This is a genomic window from Microbacterium neungamense, assembly GCF_024971095.1.
GTDB classification, from domain to species: Bacteria; Actinomycetota; Actinomycetes; order Actinomycetales; family Microbacteriaceae; genus Microbacterium; species Microbacterium neungamense.
This window is the reverse complement of sequence record NZ_CP069717.1, coordinates 1,589,131-1,606,890: the sequence shown is the minus strand read 5'-3', so window position 1 is coordinate 1,606,890 and position 17,760 is coordinate 1,589,131. Positions and strand designations below refer to the sequence as shown.

Annotated in this window: 16 protein-coding genes; 10 read left to right on the top strand and 6 right to left on the bottom strand. The window is 69.6% G+C overall.

Features of this window, described 5'->3' with window-relative positions:
• Window positions 1-28: 28 nt before the first annotated feature.
• Window positions 29-430 (bottom strand): nuclear transport factor 2 family protein, encoded by a 402-nt coding sequence (locus JSY13_RS07725; RefSeq protein ID WP_221845054.1) that lies wholly within the window; start codon window positions 428-430, stop codon window positions 29-31.
• A gap of 102 nt (window positions 431-532) precedes the next feature.
• Here JSY13_RS07725 and JSY13_RS07720 point away from each other — a divergent pair, with 102 nt between their 5' ends.
• The 3 genes from JSY13_RS07720 to JSY13_RS07710 all read left to right on the top strand — a co-directional run bounded on the left by JSY13_RS07720 (window position 533) and on the right by JSY13_RS07710 (window position 3,176).
• On the top strand, window positions 533-919 hold the full coding sequence (locus tag JSY13_RS07720) for a winged helix-turn-helix transcriptional regulator (RefSeq protein WP_221845053.1): 387 nt from the start codon (window positions 533-535) through the stop codon (window positions 917-919).
• Between the two features lie 198 nt (window positions 920-1,117).
• A complete protein-coding gene (gene trpD, locus JSY13_RS07715) occupies window positions 1,118-2,182 on the top strand; it encodes an anthranilate phosphoribosyltransferase (protein ID WP_259606150.1) in 1,065 nt (354 codons plus the stop codon).
• Window positions 2,183-2,189: 7 nt separating this feature from the next.
• Window positions 2,190-3,176, top strand: a complete 987-nt coding sequence (locus tag JSY13_RS07710; protein ID WP_259606149.1) for a PHP domain-containing protein — start codon at window positions 2,190-2,192, stop codon at window positions 3,174-3,176.
• Window positions 3,177-3,192: 16 nt separating this feature from the next.
• Here the strand turns inward: JSY13_RS07710 and JSY13_RS07705 are convergent, their stop codons facing one another.
• From JSY13_RS07705 to JSY13_RS07695, 3 genes are all read right to left on the bottom strand, one after another.
• Window positions 3,193-4,119, bottom strand: coding sequence for a 5'-3' exonuclease (locus JSY13_RS07705; RefSeq protein ID WP_259606148.1), 927 nt, complete (start codon window positions 4,117-4,119; stop codon window positions 3,193-3,195).
• 49 nt (window positions 4,120-4,168) lie between these two features.
• A complete protein-coding gene (locus JSY13_RS07700; RefSeq protein ID WP_259606147.1) occupies window positions 4,169-4,783 on the bottom strand; it encodes a hypothetical protein in 615 nt (204 codons plus the stop codon).
• Window positions 4,784-5,007: 224 nt separating this feature from the next.
• Window positions 5,008-5,544, bottom strand: coding sequence for a hypothetical protein (locus JSY13_RS07695; protein WP_259606146.1), 537 nt, complete (start codon window positions 5,542-5,544; stop codon window positions 5,008-5,010).
• 226 nt (window positions 5,545-5,770) lie between these two features.
• On the opposite strand from JSY13_RS07695, the gene rpsA reads away from it, so the two are divergent.
• From rpsA to JSY13_RS07680, 3 genes are all read left to right on the top strand, one after another.
• Window positions 5,771-7,225, top strand: a complete 1,455-nt coding sequence (gene rpsA, locus JSY13_RS07690) for a 30S ribosomal protein S1 (protein ID WP_259606145.1) — start codon at window positions 5,771-5,773, stop codon at window positions 7,223-7,225.
• A gap of 101 nt (window positions 7,226-7,326) precedes the next feature.
• The gene (gene coaE, locus JSY13_RS07685; protein WP_259606144.1) at window positions 7,327-7,926 is read left to right on the top strand and encodes a dephospho-CoA kinase; all 600 of its coding nucleotides are present in this window, start codon (window positions 7,327-7,329) and stop codon (window positions 7,924-7,926) included.
• Window positions 7,923-9,137, top strand: coding sequence for an MFS transporter (locus JSY13_RS07680; RefSeq protein WP_259606143.1), 1,215 nt, complete (start codon window positions 7,923-7,925; stop codon window positions 9,135-9,137). Before coaE ends, JSY13_RS07680 begins: the two co-directional genes overlap by 4 nt.
• Before the next feature lie 31 nt (window positions 9,138-9,168).
• Here the strand turns inward: JSY13_RS07680 and JSY13_RS07675 are convergent, their stop codons facing one another.
• Window positions 9,169-9,783: a DUF4126 domain-containing protein gene (locus JSY13_RS07675; RefSeq protein WP_259606142.1), complete on the bottom strand. Its 615-nt coding sequence runs from the start codon at window positions 9,781-9,783 to the stop codon at window positions 9,169-9,171.
• Between the two features lie 127 nt (window positions 9,784-9,910).
• On the opposite strand from JSY13_RS07675, the gene uvrB reads away from it, so the two are divergent.
• The gene (gene uvrB / locus JSY13_RS07670; RefSeq protein ID WP_259606141.1) at window positions 9,911-11,989 is read left to right on the top strand and encodes an excinuclease ABC subunit UvrB; all 2,079 of its coding nucleotides are present in this window, start codon (window positions 9,911-9,913) and stop codon (window positions 11,987-11,989) included.
• A gap of 44 nt (window positions 11,990-12,033) precedes the next feature.
• Here the strand turns inward: uvrB and JSY13_RS07665 are convergent, their stop codons facing one another.
• Window positions 12,034-12,276, bottom strand: coding sequence for a hypothetical protein (locus tag JSY13_RS07665; protein WP_259606140.1), 243 nt, complete (start codon window positions 12,274-12,276; stop codon window positions 12,034-12,036).
• 45 nt (window positions 12,277-12,321) lie between these two features.
• Here JSY13_RS07665 and JSY13_RS07660 point away from each other — a divergent pair, with 45 nt between their 5' ends.
• The 3 genes from JSY13_RS07660 (at window position 12,322) to uvrC (ending at window position 17,736) form a co-directional block, all read left to right on the top strand.
• Complete coding sequence (locus JSY13_RS07660; protein ID WP_259606139.1) at window positions 12,322-12,792, top strand: MarR family winged helix-turn-helix transcriptional regulator; 471 nt, start codon at window positions 12,322-12,324, stop codon at window positions 12,790-12,792.
• 76 nt (window positions 12,793-12,868) lie between these two features.
• Window positions 12,869-15,754, top strand: coding sequence for an excinuclease ABC subunit UvrA (gene uvrA / locus JSY13_RS07655; RefSeq protein ID WP_259606138.1), 2,886 nt, complete (start codon window positions 12,869-12,871; stop codon window positions 15,752-15,754).
• Entirely contained in the window at window positions 15,754-17,736 is a 1,983-nt protein-coding gene (uvrC, locus tag JSY13_RS07650; protein ID WP_259606137.1) for an excinuclease ABC subunit UvrC, read from the top strand. Before uvrA ends, uvrC begins: the two co-directional genes overlap by 1 nt.
• Window positions 17,737-17,760 lie beyond the last annotated feature (24 nt).

The window sequence follows — 17,760 nt, the reverse complement described above, 5'->3', positions numbered from 1 at the left end:
CAGGTTGCTGAGCAACCTGGCCGTCGTCTTACGCCTTCCCCCAGAACTGGTCCTCGGCGGGGCCGTCTGAGGAGAAGAGCCGGACCTCGACGATCCGGCCGTCCCGGACAGTGAGAAGATCTACCCCGGGCTGGTCCAGCTCTCGCCCATCTCGGTGACCCGTGAAGCGCACCGGGGCGGCCACCACGTCCTCGTTCGCCATGAGGGGGCCGGTCGGGGCCACCGCGAATGTCCCGCCGGTGGCTTCCATCATGCCGCCGATCAGGGCACGGATGGCATCCGGGCCGCGGTGCACGCCCGAGAAGCGGTTGTCGCCAGGCTGGTGCCACGCGACGTCCGGGTCGAGCACGGCCATGGCCTGCTCGACGTTGCCCTGGGCCAGATGGGTGAAGTAGGTTTCGACGGTCTCAACGGGGGGTGTGGCAGTCATGGTCAGTTCTCCTTCGTTCGATCCGCAGCAGGATCGCCGCCCTCTGAGGGTGGCCGATGCTGTTGTGGTCACTTCAACGTAACCACGGAAGGAGTTCACCTGATGGTCACCGAACGTTCATGGAATCCCCTGCTCGCGACCTGCCCGTCGCGCACCTCTCTCGCGCGGATCGCCAACAAGTGGACCGCATTGATCGTCATCGCGCTCCAGCATCGGCGTCTGCGCTTCGGCGAGCTCCAGGCGGCCGTCGACGGCATCAGCAAGAAGGTTCTGGTGGACACTCTCCGCGACCTGGAGCGCGACGGGATCGTCGAGCGGATCGATCACGGCACAGTGCCCCGCCACGTCGACTACGGCCTCACGCCACTCGGCTCGACCTTGGAGCATCCACTTGGGGCGCTGGTCGATTGGGCGGCCGAGCACTTCGATGACGTCCTTGAAGCTCGTCAGGCCTATGACGAGAAAGCACTGGGCACCCCGCACGGCTGAGCCCCGGGCCCGGGCCACCATCCCACACGGCCGCCGGCGGCCCCCTCACCACGTCCGACGCGGCTTAGGGGAACCTAAGAACCATCTGCGAATCCTCGGTGCTTCGCGGGGAGAACCGGATCCCGCGCGGGGCCGGACCGCGTCCCGCGTGCGTCATCTCGAATCGGCATCGATGGGCGCGCGGATAGGATCGCAGCTATGGCGGACTACCTCACCTGGCCCGATGTCCTGACGAACCTCCTGGAGCGCCGGGACCTGAGCGTCTGGGAGTCCACCTGGGCGATGCGTCAGGTGATGCAGGGGAAGGTGACGGATGCCCAGCTGGCCGCCTTCCTGGTCGCGCTCCGCGCGAAGGGCGAGACGGTCGACGAGATCGTCGGCTTCCGCGATGCCATCCTCGAGGCGGCGGTGCCGCTTCCCGTCTCGCCGGACGTGCTCGACATCGTCGGCACCGGCGGCGATCGTGTGGGCACGGTGAACGTCTCCACCACGGCCGCCATCATCATCGGCTCGATGGGCATCCCGGTCGTCAAGCATGGAAACCGGGCCGCCAGCTCCTCCTCGGGCTCTTCGGACGTGCTCGCCGCGCTCGGACTGGACATCTCCCTCGACCCCGCGCGTGTCGCCTCCGTGCTCGACCGCACCGGGATCACCTTCGCGTGGGCGGCGGCGTTCCACCCCGGCTTCAAGCATGCTGGCGCGGTGCGCAAGGAGCTCGGCGTGCCGACGGTCTTCAACATGCTCGGCCCGCTGTGCAACCCGGCCCGGGCGGAGGCCAACGCCGTCGGCGTCGCCCAGCTCGACCGGGTGCCGCTGATCACCGGCGTGTTCCGTACCCGCGGCGCCACCGCGTTGGTCTTCCGCGGCGACGATGGGCTGGACGAGCTGACCACCACCGGACACAGCCGGATCTGGGAGGTGGCGGTCGGCGACACGCACGAGCACGACCTCGACCCTCGCGACCTCGGCATCCCGCTCGCGGATCTGTCCGATCTGATCGGCGGCTCGCCGGAGCACAACGCGGAGCTCCTGCGTCGCACGCTCGCCGGCGAGAAGGGCCCGGTGCGGGACATCGTGCTGCTGAACGCCGCGGCCGGCGTGGTCGCGTTCGAGCTGTCGCGGGACGCCACCCTCACGCAGGTGCCGATCCTCGACCGCCTCCGGGACGCGATGGAGCGCGCGGCGGCGGCGGTCGATGACGGCCGCGCCAGCGCCAAGCTCGACGAATGGGTGCAGGCCACCCGGGAGCCTCTCGCCTCCTGAGGACGCCATGGACGCCGTCGAAGCCCTTCTCGAGATCGCCACCCTGCTGGAGCGGGAGCGGGCGTCGCGGTACCGGGCGCGGGCGTTCCGCCAGGCGGGCGCGGCGCTCGAAGGGCTGCCTGAGGAGGTCCTGCACGACCCGACCCGGCTGCGCGCGGTGAAGGGCATAGGGTCGTCGACGTTCGAGGTGATCCGGCAGGCGCAGGAGGGGCGGGTGCCGGACTACCTGGTCGAGCTGCGCGGGGTGGCAGAGCCGGAGCGCACGTCCCAGCTGCGGGCGAAGCTGCGCGGCGACCTGCACGCGCACACCGACTGGTCGGACGGCACCACGCCGATCGAGACGATGGTGGCGGCGGCGCGGGCGCTGAAGCACGAGTACCTCGCGATCACCGATCACTCGCCGCGGCTGCGGGTCGCCCGCGGACTGTCACCCGAGCGGCTCCGCGAGCAGATCCCGCTGGTGCGCGGGCAGTCCGGCGACGGGCTCACCGTGCTCGCCGGCATCGAGGTGGACATCCTCGAGGACGGCGCGCTCGACCAGGAGCCCGAACTGCTCGAGGAGCTCGACATCGTCGTGGCATCCGTCCACTCCCTGCTGCGCATGGACGCCGGGCCGATGACCGCGCGCATGATCGCCGCCGTGTCGAACCCGCACGTGAACGTGCTCGGCCACTGCACCGGACGGCTGGTGCAGGGATCGCGCGGGACCCGGCCGCAGTCGCAGTTCGACGCGCGAGCCGTGTTCGCGGCGTGCGCCGAGAACGGGGTTGCGGTCGAGATCAATTCGCGCCCGGAGCGCCAGGACCCGCCGGACGACCTCATCGCGATCGCGCTGGAGGAGGGGTGCCTGTTCTCGATCGACTCCGACGCGCACGCGCCCGGGCAGCTGTCGCTGCTGGACTACGGCGCGGAGCGCGCCGAGCAGGCCGGCGTGCCGCCCGAGCGCATCGTCACCACGTGGGGTCTGGATCGTCTCCGCGCGTGGGCGAGCTGAGGCGGGCCGACCCGGATCAGGCGGTGGCGGCGAGCGCGTCGACGGCGCGGGTCATCGAACCGCCCAGGTTCCACTGCTCGGCGAAAGCCGTCGCGGCCTTGGCGGCCGGTTCGTCGAGCGGATGCAGGGGCGCGGCCGGCACCGCGATGTCGAGATCGGTGGCCACCCGCACGACGGTGGGCGCGACGTCGAGGTAGTCCGCTGCGGCCAGGAACCGCGCCGACACCGTGGCGCTCAGACCGGAGCCGTTCGCCGCGGCCGTGCGGATCGCGTCGAGGTCGCCGTGCGTCTGCAGCAGCGTCGCCGCGGTCTTCTCGCCGATGCCCTTGACGCCGGGCAGTCCGTCGGATGCGTCGCCGCGGAGGGTGGCGAAGTCGGCGTACTGCGACGGGAGCACGCCGTACTTGGCGACCACGACGGCGTCCGTCACGATCTCCAGGTTGCTCATGCCGCGGGCGGTGTAGATGACCCGCACGTCGCGGGCGTCGTCGATGAGCTGGAACAGGTCGCGGTCGCCGGTGACGATGTCGACGGGCATGGTCGAACGGGTCGCGAGAGTGCCGATCACATCGTCCGCCTCGTGCTCGGCGACGCCGATGATCGGGATGTCGAGAGCGGCGAGCGCTTCACGGATGAGCGGCACCTGCTGCTCCAGCGGGTCGGGCACCTCTTCGACGTCCGGTCCGCCGGGAACGACCTCGACGACTCGGTGGGCCTTGTAGCTCGGGATGAGGTCGACCCGCCACTGCGGGCGCCAGTCGTCGTCCCAGCAGGCGACGAGATGAGTCGGCCGGTACGTGGACACGAGCTTCGCGACGATGTCGAGCAGCCCGCGGACGGCGTTGACCGACATGCCGTTCGGCGCCTTCACCTTGTCGGGGACGCCGTAGAACGCGCGGAAGTAGAGGGACGCGGTGTCGAGCAGCATCAGTCGGTCGGTCACGCGTTCAGCATACGGGCGGGCGCCGACAGGGCCGGGCCGCAGCGGGCGGTCAGCAGCCGGCGGCGCCTGGGGTCTCGGTGCAGGTGTGCGCGACGAGCGCGGTGTGGGCTTCGAAGACGCGGATGCTCTGCGCCGGCCCGGTCGTGGTGAGCAGGCCGTCGACCGGGAACCAGCCGATGCCGAGGTCGATCTCGGCGGAGTAGGAGACGTCGACGCGGGCGTCGTAGGTACCGCGTGCGGCGTAGGTGTGGCTGGTGTCGGTCGGAGTGAACTGGGCCTGGCCGAGGGCGTCCCAGCTCGCGCCGCCGGTGGAGGTGGTCCTGGTGGCGCCGTCGCCGTAGTGGAAGGTGAAGGTCTCGGGGGTGAAGCGCACGCTGATGGGGAAGCCGAACAGCGTGCCGTTCGCGGTGTGCTCGGATGCCGTCGCGACGAAGTTCGAGGGGAGCCCGGCTACACCGAGGTTGTCCGGCTCGCCGGCGACGGTGCTCGGGGTGGGGGAGAAGCGCGCGAGGTCGGTGATGGTGACGGCGGGGATGGCGGGCGCGTCGTCCTCGGGTGCGGGGGCGGCCTCGTCTTCGTGCCGGGCGCGGAAGCAGCCGATGTAGTCGTTCCAATTGACCATGCACTCGCCGAAGCTCGGCGGGTCCGCCGGACTGAAGTCCATGACCGGATCACTGGTGTCATTCCCGACCCCGTGATACCCGGGGCCATCGCCATCGGAGCCTCCCGAGCCCGGTCGGGTGTCGGAACCGGAGATGATGAGAGAACTACCGTCGTTGTCCGAGATCGGGCACCCAACCCACATCACTCCGCAGTTCGGAGCACTCGAACCCGCCGCCGCTGGTGATACCAGGCTGTTGGCAACAATGAGAGCGACACCGATGCCGGTCATTGTTGGCATACGACGCTCCCATCACCTTTGCTCGAATCGATCGAGAGGCCGGTTGGTGTCTCTGCTACTACGAATTCGACGACCAGCGCCTGGATATCCTTCCGATCCGGAGGAACGACAGAGGCGCCATGACTGTCGACAACGTCAACGTTGCTGACGTCAACGCAAACATTTGCGCTGACACGATCGCGTTTGAGGTCGGCGCCGGTTGGCTCGAACGACACAACCAGCGTCTCGCCCGAAGTTGTGTAGCCATCGGCATGAAAACTAGTCAGCATCTCTTTGGCGGACGCTTCGGCGTCTCCCGACATCCACCGATAGAGCGGCTCGAACGTTTCCGGATCGCTGAGGTCGACGGCGTTCAGGGCATCGGTGTACTCGCGATACGTCTCCTCGGCGGCCGCGAAGGCCTCCTCCTCGGATGCGAACAGCGCGGTCTCGGTCGGCGTCGGCTCCGGAGCAGGAGTGCATGCGGTCAGCATCCCGAGCACGATCGCCGACGCGCACAGGACGGTGGCGCGGGTCTTCCTCACGCCCGACACGCTAACCGAACGCGCCGACACGCCGCAGGAGTTATCCACAGGAATACGCGCTTCGCGGCATCCGTTGCATCTGATAATCTGAAGTGTCACTCGTGGCGCGCCTAGGCATGCCTTCGTGACACTGCAATCCCATCCACCCGCCTCGAGGTTCACACCTGGGCCGATGCCGGCTCGGGCTCGGGGCCCGATCATCCATTCAACAAGGACAACCCACTACATGACTAGCGCAACGACCGCCCCGGCCACCAAGCAGGTCGCGATCAACGACATCGGCTCTGCTGAGGACTTCCTGGCCGCGGTCGAGAAGACCCTGAAGTTCTTCAACGACGGCGACATCATCGAGGGCACGATCGTCAAGATCGACCGCGATGAGGTTCTGCTCGACGTCGGCTACAAGACCGAGGGTGTGATCCCCTCCCGCGAGCTTTCCATCAAGCACGACGTCGACCCCAACGAGGTCGTCGCCGTCGGCGACCAGGTCGAGGCCCTCGTTCTCCAGAAGGAGGACAAGGAAGGCCGCCTGATCCTCTCCAAGAAGCGCGCCCAGTACGAGCGCGCCTGGGGCGACGTCGAGAAGATCAAGGAGAACGACGGCGTCGTCACCGGCACCGTCATCGAGGTCGTCAAGGGCGGCCTGATCGTCGACATCGGCCTCCGCGGCTTCCTCCCGGCCTCGCTCATCGAGCTGCGCCGCGTCCGCGACCTGACCCCGTACCTGGGCCAGGAGCTCGAGGCGAAGATCCTCGAGCTGGACAAGAACCGCAACAACGTTGTGCTCAGCCGCCGCGCGCTGCTCGAGCAGACCCAGTCCGAGTCGCGCACCACCTTCCTGAACAACCTGCACAAGGGTCAGGTCCGCAAGGGTGTCGTCTCCTCGATCGTCAACTTCGGTGCGTTCGTCGACCTGGGCGGCGTGGACGGCCTCGTGCACGTCTCCGAGCTGTCCTGGAAGCACATCGAGCACGCCTCCGAGGTCGTCGAGGTCGGCCAGGAGGTCACCGTCGAGATCCTCGAGGTCGACCTCGACCGCGAGCGCGTCTCGCTGTCGCTCAAGGCGACGCAGGAGGACCCGTGGCAGGTCTTCGCCCGCACCCACGCGATCGGCCAGATCGCTCCGGGCAAGGTCACCAAGCTCGTTCCGTTCGGTGCGTTCGTCCGCGTCGCCGACGGCATCGAGGGCCTCGTGCACATCTCCGAGCTCTCCAGCAAGCACGTCGAGCTGGCCGAGCAGGTCGTGTCGGTGGGCGAGGAGGTCTTCGTCAAGGTCATCGACATCGACCTCGAGCGTCGCCGCATCTCGCTCTCGCTGAAGCAGGCGAACGAGTCGGTCGACCCGTACGGCACCGAGTTCGACCCGGCCCTGTACGGCATGCTCGCCGAGTACGACGAGAACGGCGAGTACAAGTACCCCGAGGGCTTCGACCCGGAGACCAACCAGTGGAAGGAAGGCTTCGAGGAGGCCCGCGACAAGTGGGAGCAGGAGTACGCCGCTGCTCAGGCCCGCTGGGAGGCGCACAAGGCTCAGGTCCTCAAGGCCGCCGAGGCCGAGGCCGCCGCGGGCGACGACTTCGGCGCCCAGTCGTTCTCGAGCGAGTCGGCCGGCGCCGGCACCCTCGCTGACGACGAGGCTCTCGCGGCTCTCCGCGAGAAGCTGTCGGGCGGCAACGCGTAAGCACGCCCCTTCGAAAGCGGGCCGTCACCTCCGGGTGGCGGCCCGCTTTCGCGTCTCCCCGCGCGCCGGATGCCGGAGGGCGGCGTGCCAGGATGGACACCATGCCCCTCATCGCGCTCACCGGCGGCATCGCATCCGGCAAGTCGACGATCGCCCGGCGCCTGGCCGCACTCGGCGCCGTGATCGTGGACGCCGACCAGCTCGTGCGCGAGGTGCAGGCCCCCGGCTCGCCTGTGCTGGGCGAGATCGCGGCCGCGTTCGGCGACGACGTCCTGCTGCCGGACGGCTCCCTCGACCGCGCCGCCCTGGGCGCCCGCGTCTTCGGGGACCCGGAGGCGCTCGCGCGTCTGAACGCGATCGTGCATCCCGCCGTCCGCGCCGAGTCCGCACGTCGCTTCGCCGACGCCTTGGCCGCGGACCCGGAGGCCGTCGTGGTGTACGACGTGCCGCTGCTGGTGGAGGCGCGCGTGGACGACCCGTGGGAGCTCATCGTCGTCGCCGACGCGCCCGCCGAGGTGCGGCGGCGCCGGCTCGTCGAGCAGCGCGGCATGACGTCCGAGGCCGCGGAGGCGAGGATCGCCGCACAGGTGACGGATGCCGAACGCCGCGCGATCGCGGACGTGGTGATCGACACCTCGGGGACGCTGGAGGAGACCTTCGCACAGGTCGACGCGCTCTGGCGCCGGATCCGCTCCCGGTGAGCACAGCAGGTTCTGGGCACGCCCCGGGCTCCCGATCGTACCGCCGGCTTCTCGCCGGCCTCTTCTTCGCCGGGATCGCCACCTTCGCCCAGTTGTACTCGACGCAGGCGGTGCTGCCGCGGATGGCCGACGACCTGTCCGTCTCCCCGGCGACCGCCGCGCTGAGCGTCTCGGCCGCGACCCCCGGACTCGCCGCGGCGGTGATCCCGTGGTCCCTCGTCGCCGACCGCTTCGGCCGCATCCGTGCCATGGGCGGCGGCGTGATCGCCGCGACCCTGCTCGGCCTCGCCGCGCCGTTGACCGGAGAGGTGACCCAGCTGCTCCTGGTCCGCTTTGCGGAGGGCATCGCGCTGGGCGCCGTGCCTGCGGTCGCCCTCGCCTACCTGAGCGAGGAGGTGGGCGCACGCCATGCGGCCGCGGCGGCGGGAAGCTACATCGCCGGGACTACGGTCGGCGGCCTCAGTGGCCGCATCGTGTCGGGCGCCGTCGGCGAGCTCGCCGGCTGGCGGGCCGGCGTCTGGGCGGTCGCACTGCTCTGCGCCATCGCGGCGGCGCTGTTCCTCTGGCTCACCCCGCGCTCCCGCCGCTTCACGCCCCGTCCGCTCCGGGCGGAAGGCCCGGGCCTGCTGGCACGGCTGCTGGTGCCGCTGCGGTCCTTCCCGCAGATCGCGCTCTACGCGCAGGGCTTCCTGCTGATGGGCGCCTTCGTCGCGGTGTACAACTACCTCGGCTTCCACCTCGCCGCGGCGCCGTTCCTGCTGCCCGCATGGCTGGTGACGCTGCTCTTCCTCGCCTACCTCGCCGGCACGATCTCCTCACCCTGGGCGGGGTCGGCGGCCACCCGATACGGACGCTACCGGGTGCTGCTCGGATCGCTCGCCGTGACGGCGCTGGGCGTCCTGCTCATGCTCGTCCCGCTCACGGCGGCCGTGCTGATCGGCCTGGTGCTCTTCACGGCGGGCTTCTTCGCCGCGCACGCGATCGCGTCCGGGTGGGCGCCGGTCGCGTCGGATGCCCGGCACCGCGCCCAGGCATCCTCCCTGTACTACTTCGGCTACTACTCCGGATCGAGCCTTTTCGGCTGGGCGCTCGGGCTGGTCTTCGGCCGGGCTGACTGGGCCTGGTTCGTGCTGCTCATCGTCGGGATGTGCGCGGCCGCCGCAGCCCTCGCCGTCGCCGCACTGCGGTCGGAACCCTCGGGTCGGGTCTGAGGCCCTCGAACCTCGGGGCCGAGGGCCGGGGTCACGTCGGTATGCCGCCCGCCGCGCTCCGGGTGCGCTCTCGCCGGCGCCGCAGGCGACGGGTGATCGCCACGACACCCATGACGAGGGCGATGAGCACGACGCCGGCGAGGACGGGGATCGTCAGGGCCAGCGCCGCGAGCAGGAAGGACGTGCCGTCCTCGGCCGTGCTGAGCACCGGGCCCGCCATCCCGGCGGTCGTCGTGTTCGCCGCCACGCGCGTGCTCGCCTTGACCACGTGCACGACCAGCGCGACCGCGATGCCGAGCGCGACCGGCACCCAGGCGTTGTCCGCGAAGAACGCCGCGGGGTCGCCGACGGCCAGCGTCTCCGCTCCGGCGCCCGCCCCGAACGCGATGCCGCCGGCGGCGGGGCGGATCACGCTCTGCACGATGTCGTTGACGGAGTCCAGCGCCGGGATCTTGTCGGCCACGATCTCCAGCACGAGCAGCGCCCCGATGATCCACAGCGCCGGATCGCTCGACAGCCACGCCCACGCGCTCGGCAGCTGCACCGGTGGAAGCAGGCGATCGGCGAGCCCGAGCAGGAACAGCGGCATCCACGCATTCAGCCCCGCGGACGCCGCGAGGCTGGTGCCGATCAGGAACTCGATCACGGCTCCACGATAGGCGGCGCCGTCGACATCCGCTCCCGCGCACCGTGCGCGAACCTGCGGACAGGACCCGAGGGGGGACGTCGGCGCCGGCGGACCCGATGTCCGGGGCCCGGCCTACGCTGGAGGTATGCAACCCACGCGCAGCGTCCGCCCCTTCGAGGTCGTCAGCGAGTACGCGCCCGCCGGCGACCAGCCCCAGGCGATCGCCGAGCTCGCGGCGCGCATCAACGCCGGCGAGACGGACGTCGTGCTGCTGGGCGCGACCGGAACCGGCAAGTCGGCGACCACCGCCTGGCTCATCGAGCAGGTGCAGCGGCCCACACTCGTGCTCGCGCACAACAAGACCCTCGCCGCGCAGCTGGCGAACGAGTTCCGCGAGCTGATGCCCCACAACGCCGTCGAGTACTTCGTCTCCTATTACGACTACTACCAGCCCGAGGCGTACGTGCCGCAGACGGACACCTTCATCGAGAAGGACTCCTCGATCAACGCCGAGGTCGAGCGGCTCCGGCACTCGACGACCAACTCGCTGCTGTCCCGCCGGGACGTCGTCGTGGTCTCCACGGTGTCCTGCATCTACGGCCTCGGTGCGCCCGAGGAGTACCTCCGCGCCATGGTCGCGCTGCAGGTGGGGGAGCGGTACGACCGGGACGCCCTCATCCGCCAGTTCATCTCGATGCAGTACAACCGCAACGACGTCGACTTCTCGCGCGGCAACTTCCGCGTCCGCGGCGACACGATCGAGATCATCCCGGTGTACGAGGAGCACGCGATCCGGATCGAGTTGTTCGGCGACGAGATCGAGGCGCTCTACTCCCTGCATCCGCTCACCGGCGAGGTGCTCGCCAAGCTCGACTCGGTCCCGATCTTCCCGGCATCCCACTACGTGGCAGGAACCGACGTCATCCAGCGCGCGATCGGAACGATCGAGGCGGAGCTGGCGGAGCGGCTCGCCGAGCTGGAGCGCCAGGGCAAGCTGCTCGAGGCGCAGCGCCTGCGCATGCGCACCACCTTCGATCTCGAGATGCTGCAGCAGCTCGGCTTCTGCTCCGGCATCGAGAACTACTCCCGCCACCTGGACGGCCGGCAGCCCGGCGAGCCGCCGCACACCCTGCTCGACTTCTTCCCCGACGACTTCCTGCTCGTCATCGACGAGTCGCACGTCACGGTCCCGCAGATCGGCGCCATGTACGAAGGGGATGCGTCGCGCAAGCGCACGCTGGTCGAGCACGGGTTCCGACTGCCCAGCGCCATGGACAACCGGCCGCTGCGTTGGGACGAGTTCAAGAACCGGATCGGGCAGACCGTGTACCTCTCGGCCACCCCGGGCAAGTACGAGATGGGCATCGCCGACGGGGTCGTCGAGCAGATCATCCGCCCGACCGGTCTGGTCGACCCGGAGATCGTGGTGAAGCCGTCGAAGGGGCAGATCGACGACCTGCTCGAGGAGATCCGGCTGCGCGTCGAGCGCGACGAGCGGGTGCTGGTCACCACCCTCACCAAGAAGATGGCCGAGGAGCTCACGGACTTCCTCGGCGAGCACGGCGTGCGGGTGCGCTACCTGCACTCCGACGTCGACACCCTCCGGCGCGTGGAACTGCTCACCGAGCTACGGGCGGGGGTGTACGACGTGCTCGTCGGCATCAACCTGCTGCGGGAGGGCCTCGACCTGCCCGAGGTGTCGCTCGTCGCGATCCTGGACGCGGACAAGGAGGGCTTCCTCCGCTCGGGCACCTCGCTCATCCAGACCATCGGACGCGCGGCCCGCAACGTGTCCGGTCAGGTGCACATGTACGCCGACAACATCACGGAGTCGATGCGCAGCGCCATCGAGGAGACCGAGCGTCGTCGCGAGAAGCAGATCGCCTACAACACCGCGCACGGCATCGATCCGCAGCCGCTGCGCAAGCGGATCGCCGACATCACCGAGGTGCTCGCCCGCGAAGCCGCGGACACCGCCGATATGAGGGCCGGCCGCGGCAAGGCGGGCAAGAGCGGCAAGGGCAAGTCGCCGACGCCGAATCTGCGCCGCGAGGGCATCGCCGCGGAGGGCGCCACGCAGCTGGAGGAGACGATCGCCGATCTGTCCGAGCAGATGCTCGCGGCCGCTGCGGAGCTCAAGTTCGAACTCGCCGCCCGTCTGCGCGACGAGGTGCAGGACCTGAAGAAGGAGCTGCGGGCGATGGAGCGGGCCGGCCACGCCTGACGATCAGCCCACGGCGGCCGGCGCTCACGGCTTCCCGGGGAAGCTCAAGGGCAGTGCATGAGCGGCTTGGGGCCGCTGCGGTCGATCTCGTGCCGGTTCATCGGTGCGCCGCACAGCGGGCATCCGCGTTCGGCGCGTTCCTCCGGGGTGGGCGGCGGCGTCTTCTCATACGGACCGACGGATGCCGGTCCCGCGTAGCGGATGAGGCGCGAGTTGAACCACGCGTACCACCCGCCCGCCTCGCGCACGCGGGTTCGGAGGGAGGTGCGCTCGGGATGCTCGTTCATGATCCTTAGTGTACTAACTATTTGCTACCCGGTATCATGAACGTCATGACGAGCGACGACGACCTCCTCCGCCTGGAGAACCAGCTCTGCTTCGCCATGGTCACCGCCGCACGGAACGTCGTCGCGGTGTACCGGCCCATCCTCGAGCCGCTCGGGCTCACGCATCCGCAGTACCTGGTCATGCTCGCGCTGTGGGAGAGGGCGCCGCGGGCGCTGCACGACCTCGCCGCCGACCTCGCGATGGATCCGGCAAGCGCCTCGCCGCTGGTCAAGCGCCTCGAGCGCGACGGCCTGGTGCGGCGCACCCGCAGCGCCCAGGACGAGCGCCGTCTCGACATCGAGCTGACGGATGCCGGTCGCGCACTCCGCGCCAGGGCGGTCGAGGTGCCGAAGCAGGTGATGGCCCGCGTCGGCATGGACGTGGACGAGGTCGCGCGGCTCCGCGACGCCCTCGCACCCTTCGCCGGGCGCGCCCCGGAGGAGCCGCCGGTCCGCTCCGTTCCCGCCGTCCGCTGAGCCTGCCGCAGCCCTCCGCGATTACGCTGTCAGCGACTCCGGAGCCGGTGTCCGTGGCCCCTCCTAGACTTGACGGGTGCCCATCGTTCCCGTCGCCAGCCAAGGAAAACTCAGTGTTCGCGGTGCCCGCGTGCACAATCTCAAGAACGTCGACCTCGACATCCCCAGAGACGCGCTGGTCGTCTTCACCGGCCTGTCCGGCTCCGGGAAATCGAGCCTCGCCTTCGACACGATCTTCGCGGAGGGGCAGCGCCGGTACGTCGAGTCGCTGAGCGCCTACGCCCGTCAGTTCCTCGGTCAGGTGGACCGACCGGACGTGGACTTCATCGAGGGTCTCAGCCCTGCGGTGTCCATCGACCAGAAGTCGACGAACCGCAACCCGCGGTCGACGGTGGGCACGATCACCGAGATCTACGACTACATGCGTCTGCTCTGGGCCCGCATCGGCGTGCCGCACTGTCCGGAGTGCGGTGAGAAGATCCAGCGCCAGACCGTGCAGCAGATCGCCGACCAGCTGATGGAGCTGCCGGAGCGCACCCGCTACCAGATCGTCGCTCCCGTGGTCTCGCAGAAGAAGGGCGAGTTCGTCGACCTGTTCCGCGAGCTCGGGGCCAAGGGGTACTCGCGGGCCATCGTCGACGGGGAGCTCATCCAGCTCTCCGAGCCGCCGACGCTCAAGAAGAGCTACAAGCACGACATCGCCGTCGTCGTCGACCGTCTCGTCGCGTCGCCAGACATCCTCGCACGGGTCACCGACTCGGTGGAGACCGCGCTGAGCCTGGCCGGCGGCGTCATGCAGGTGAACTTCGTGGACCAGGAGGGGGATGCCGCCTGGCAGTCGTTCTCCGAGAAGCTCGCCTGCCCCAACGGGCATCCGATCACCCTCACCGAGATCGAGCCGCGCACCTTCTCCTTCAACGCGCCGTTCGGCGCCTGCCCCGCCTGCTCGGGCCTGGGCACCCGGATGTCGGTGGACGTCGACCTCATGCTCGGCGACGAGGATCTGTCCATCCGGGAGGGTGTCATCCTGCCCTGGACCACGCAGGGCAAGGGGCTCTTCCAGTACTACGAGCGGCTTCTGGAAGGGCTCGCTCGCGATCTCGACTTCTCACTGGACACGCCGTGGCGGGAACTGCACTCCGACGTGCGCGAGGCCGTGCTGCGCGGTGACAACTACAAGGTCACCGTGAAGTGGAAGAACCGGTACGGCCGGGAGATGCGGTACACGTCCGGCTTCGAGGGTGTCGTCCCCTACATCGAGCGCCAGTACCTGCAGGCCGAGAGCGACACCCAGCGCAACCGCTGGGGCGAGTACCTCCGCGAGGTGCCGTGCCCCGTCTGCAACGGCGATCGGCTCAAGCCGGAGGTGCTCTCGGTGCTCGTGCACGGCCACTCCATCGCCGAGGTGTCGCACCTCAGCCTCGCCGAGGCGCGCGAGTTCATGGAGAAGCTGGTGCTCACCGATCGCGAGGCGAAGATCGCTGCGCAGGTGCTGCGCGAGATCCGGCTCCGGCTCGACTTCCTGCTGCAGGTGGGCCTGGCATACCTCAACCTCAGCCGCTCGGCCGGCTCCCTCTCGGGCGGCGAGGCGCAGCGCATCCGGCTCGCCACGCAGATCGGCTCCGGCCTGACCGGGGTGCTCTACGTGCTCGACGAGCCCTCCATCGGCCTGCATCAGCGCGACAACCGCCGTCTCATCCAGACCCTGGAGAAGCTGCGCGACCTCGGGAACACCCTGATCGTCGTCGAGCACGACGAGGAGACCATCGAGGCCGCCGACTGGGTCGTCGACATCGGGCCGCGGGCCGGTGTCGACGGGGGACAGGTCGTCCACTCCGGCCCGTACTCCGCGCTGCTCACCGACCGCGACTCGCTCACCGGCGACTACCTCTCCGGTCGTCGCGAGATCCCGATCCCCGCCAAACGCCGCAAGATCGACCGGAAGCGGATGCTGACCGTCGTCGGCGCCCGGGAGAACAACCTGAAGAACGTCAGCGCCGAGTTCCCGCTCGGCGTGCTCACGGCCGTCACCGGGGTGAGCGGCTCCGGCAAGTCGTCCCTCGTGAACGACATCCTGTACCAGGTGCTCGCCGCGCGGCTGAACGGTGCCCGCACCGTGCCGGGCAAGCACACCCGGGTCACGGGACTCGACAACCTCGACAAGGTCGTGCACGTCGACCAGGCGCCGATCGGCCGTACGCCGCGCTCGAACCCGGCGACGTACACGGGCGTCTTCGACCGGATCCGGTCGCTGTTCGCCGAGACCCCCGAGGCGAAGGTGCGCGGCTACCAGCCCGGGCGGTTCAGCTTCAACGTCAAGGGCGGCCGCTGCGAGGCGTGCTCAGGCGACGGCACGATCAAGATCGAGATGAACTTCCTGCCGGACGTGTATGTCGACTGCGAGGTGTGCCACGGCAAGCGGTACAACCGGGACACCCTCGCCGTGCACTACAAGGGCAAGAACATCGCCGAGGTGCTCGAGATGCCGATCGAGGAGGCCGCGGAGTTCTTCGAGCCGATCCAGGCGATCCATCGCTATCTGAAGACGCTCGTCGACGTCGGGCTCGGCTACGTCCGGCTCGGGCAGTCCGCGACCACGCTCTCCGGCGGGGAGGCGCAGCGCGTCAAGCTCGCCACCGAGCTCCAGCGCCGCAGCAACGGGCGGAGCATCTACGTACTCGACGAGCCGACCACCGGTCTGCACTTCGAGGACGTGCGCAAGCTCCTCGAGGTGCTGAACGGCCTGGTCGACAAGGGGAACACCGTCATCGTCATCGAGCACAACCTCGACGTCATCAAGTCCGCCGACTGGGTCATCGATCTCGGTCCCGAGGGCGGCTCCGGCGGCGGCGAGATCATCGCGACCGGCACCCCCGAACAGGTGGCGCGCGTGCACGAGAGCCACACCGGGCAGTTCCTTGCCGAGATCCTCGGCGACCGGACGGCACGCAAGGCGGGTTGATGGCCGACGTCCTGCCGTACAAGCCGCGGACGGGCGAGATCCCCACGGATCCGGGCGTGTATCGGTTCCGCGACGCCGACGGACGGGTGCTCTACGTCGGCAAGGCGAAGAACCTCCGTCAGCGGCTGTCGAACTACTTCGCGCCGCTGCACACGCTGCACGAGCGCACCCGCCGGATGGTGACCACCGCGGCATCCGTGGAGTGGACGGTGGTGGCCACCGACGTGGACTCGCTGCAGCTCGAGTACATGTGGATCAAGGAGTTCGATCCACCGTTCAACGTCCGCTACAAGGACGACAAGTCGTACCCGTTCATGGCGATCACGCTCGCCGACGAGGCACCCCGGGTGATGGTCACGCGCAACCGGCGCATCCCCGGCGCCCGCTACTTCGGTCCATACCCGAAGGTGTGGGCGGTGCACGAGACGATCGACCTGATGATCAAGGCGTTCCCGATCCGCACCTGCAGCGACGCCAGCTACAAGCGGGCCATGCAGACCGGGCGGCCGTGCTTCCCCGGGCAGATCGGCAAATGCGGCGGACCGTGCTCGATGACCGTGACCATCGAGGAGCACCGGGCCATGGTCGACGACTTCGTCGCCTTCATGGCCGGCGGTGACGAGCGCTTCACGCGGGAGCTGACGAAGCGGATGCACGAGGCGTCCGCCGCCATGGACTACGAGGCGGCGGCGAAGTACCGCGACAAGCTCCGCGCGATCGAGGCCGTGCTCGGCAAGAGCGCCCTGGTGCTGCCCGCGGACGAGGACGCGGACCTGTTCGGCATCGCCGAGGACGAGCTGGCCGCGGCGGTGCAGCACTTCGTCATCCGCGGAGGACGCGTGCGCGGCGTCCGCGCCCTCACGATCGAGAAGGAGCTCGACATCTCCGGCGGCGAGCTCGTCGAGCAGGTGCTCCAGCAGGCGTACGGCGAGGCCGCCGACGTGCCGCGCCGCATCCTCGTCCCGGTGCTGCCGGACGACGCGCGGGAGCTCGAGGAATGGCTGCGGGAACGGCGCGGGCGCAAGGTCGAGATCGCCGTCGCGCAGCGCGGACAGCGTGCCGAGCTGATGCGGACGGCGACGCTGAACGCCCAGCAGGCGCTGCTGCGGCACAAGACCCGCCGCACCAGCGACTACGTCTCACGCACGCAGGCGCTGACCGACCTGCAGGAGGCGCTCGGGATGGACGAGGCGCCGCTGCGGATCGAGTGCTTCGACATCTCACACCTCGGCGGCACGAACGTCGTCGCCTCGATGGTCGTCTTCGAGGACGGTCTGCCGCGCAAGGACCAATACCGCTCGTTCAACATCGCCGAGACCACCGACGACACCGACTCGATGTACCAGGTGCTGATGCGGCGGCTGGCGTACATGGATGCCGACCCGCTTTCGCCGGCCGCGGACGCTGAGCTCGTCGAAGCGTCACCGGACCCTTCGACAGGCTCAGGGTCCGTCGAAGGCTCAGGGTCCGTCGAAGGCTCAGGGTCCGTGGAAGCGGCAGGGGTCGTCACGCGGCGGAAGCCGCGCTTCGCGTACCGGCCGCAGCTGCTGATCGTGGACGGCGGACGCCCGCAGGTCGAGGCCGCCGCGCGGGCGCTGCGCGACAGCGGGCATCCGGAGGTCGCCCTGTGCGGCATCGCCAAGCGGCTCGAGGAGATCTGGGTGCCCGGCGACGAGTTCCCGGTCATCCTGCCCCGCACCAGCGAGGCGCTCTACCTCGTGCAGCGGCTGCGCGACGAGGCACACCGGTTCGCGATCTCCCACCAGCGCCGCCGCCGCAAGCGCGACATCACCACGGTGCTCGCCGAGGTGCCGGGGCTCGGCGAGGCGCGGATCAAGGCGCTGCTGAAGCACTTCGGCTCGGTCACCGCGCTGCGGGCGGCGACGCCCGAGCGGATCACCGAGGTGGCCGGCATCGGCCCCGCCCTCGCCGCGGCCATCCACACCCATCTGACGGCGCAGCGCCCGGCCGCCACTCGATAGGCTGGAGCCGCAGGGGAGGGAGAA

Coding starts and splice junctions, on each gene's coding strand:
- JSY13_RS07725 (WP_221845054.1), bottom strand. CDS start 430: ATGACTGCCACACCCCCCGTTGAGACCGTCGAAACCTACTTCACCCAT.
- JSY13_RS07720 (WP_221845053.1), top strand. CDS start 533: ATGGTCACCGAACGTTCATGGAATCCCCTGCTCGCGACCTGCCCGTCG.
- trpD (WP_259606150.1), top strand. CDS start 1,118: ATGGCGGACTACCTCACCTGGCCCGATGTCCTGACGAACCTCCTGGAG.
- JSY13_RS07710 (WP_259606149.1), top strand. CDS start 2,190: ATGGACGCCGTCGAAGCCCTTCTCGAGATCGCCACCCTGCTGGAGCGG.
- JSY13_RS07700 (WP_259606147.1), bottom strand. CDS start 4,783: ATGGACTTCAGTCCGGCGGACCCGCCGAGCTTCGGCGAGTGCATGGTC.
- rpsA (WP_259606145.1), top strand. CDS start 5,771: ATGACTAGCGCAACGACCGCCCCGGCCACCAAGCAGGTCGCGATCAAC.
- coaE (WP_259606144.1), top strand. CDS start 7,327: ATGCCCCTCATCGCGCTCACCGGCGGCATCGCATCCGGCAAGTCGACG.
- uvrB (WP_259606141.1), top strand. CDS start 9,911: ATGCAACCCACGCGCAGCGTCCGCCCCTTCGAGGTCGTCAGCGAGTAC.
- JSY13_RS07665 (WP_259606140.1), bottom strand. CDS start 12,276: ATGAACGAGCATCCCGAGCGCACCTCCCTCCGAACCCGCGTGCGCGAG.
- JSY13_RS07660 (WP_259606139.1), top strand. CDS start 12,322: ATGACGAGCGACGACGACCTCCTCCGCCTGGAGAACCAGCTCTGCTTC.
- uvrC (WP_259606137.1), top strand. CDS start 15,754: ATGGCCGACGTCCTGCCGTACAAGCCGCGGACGGGCGAGATCCCCACG.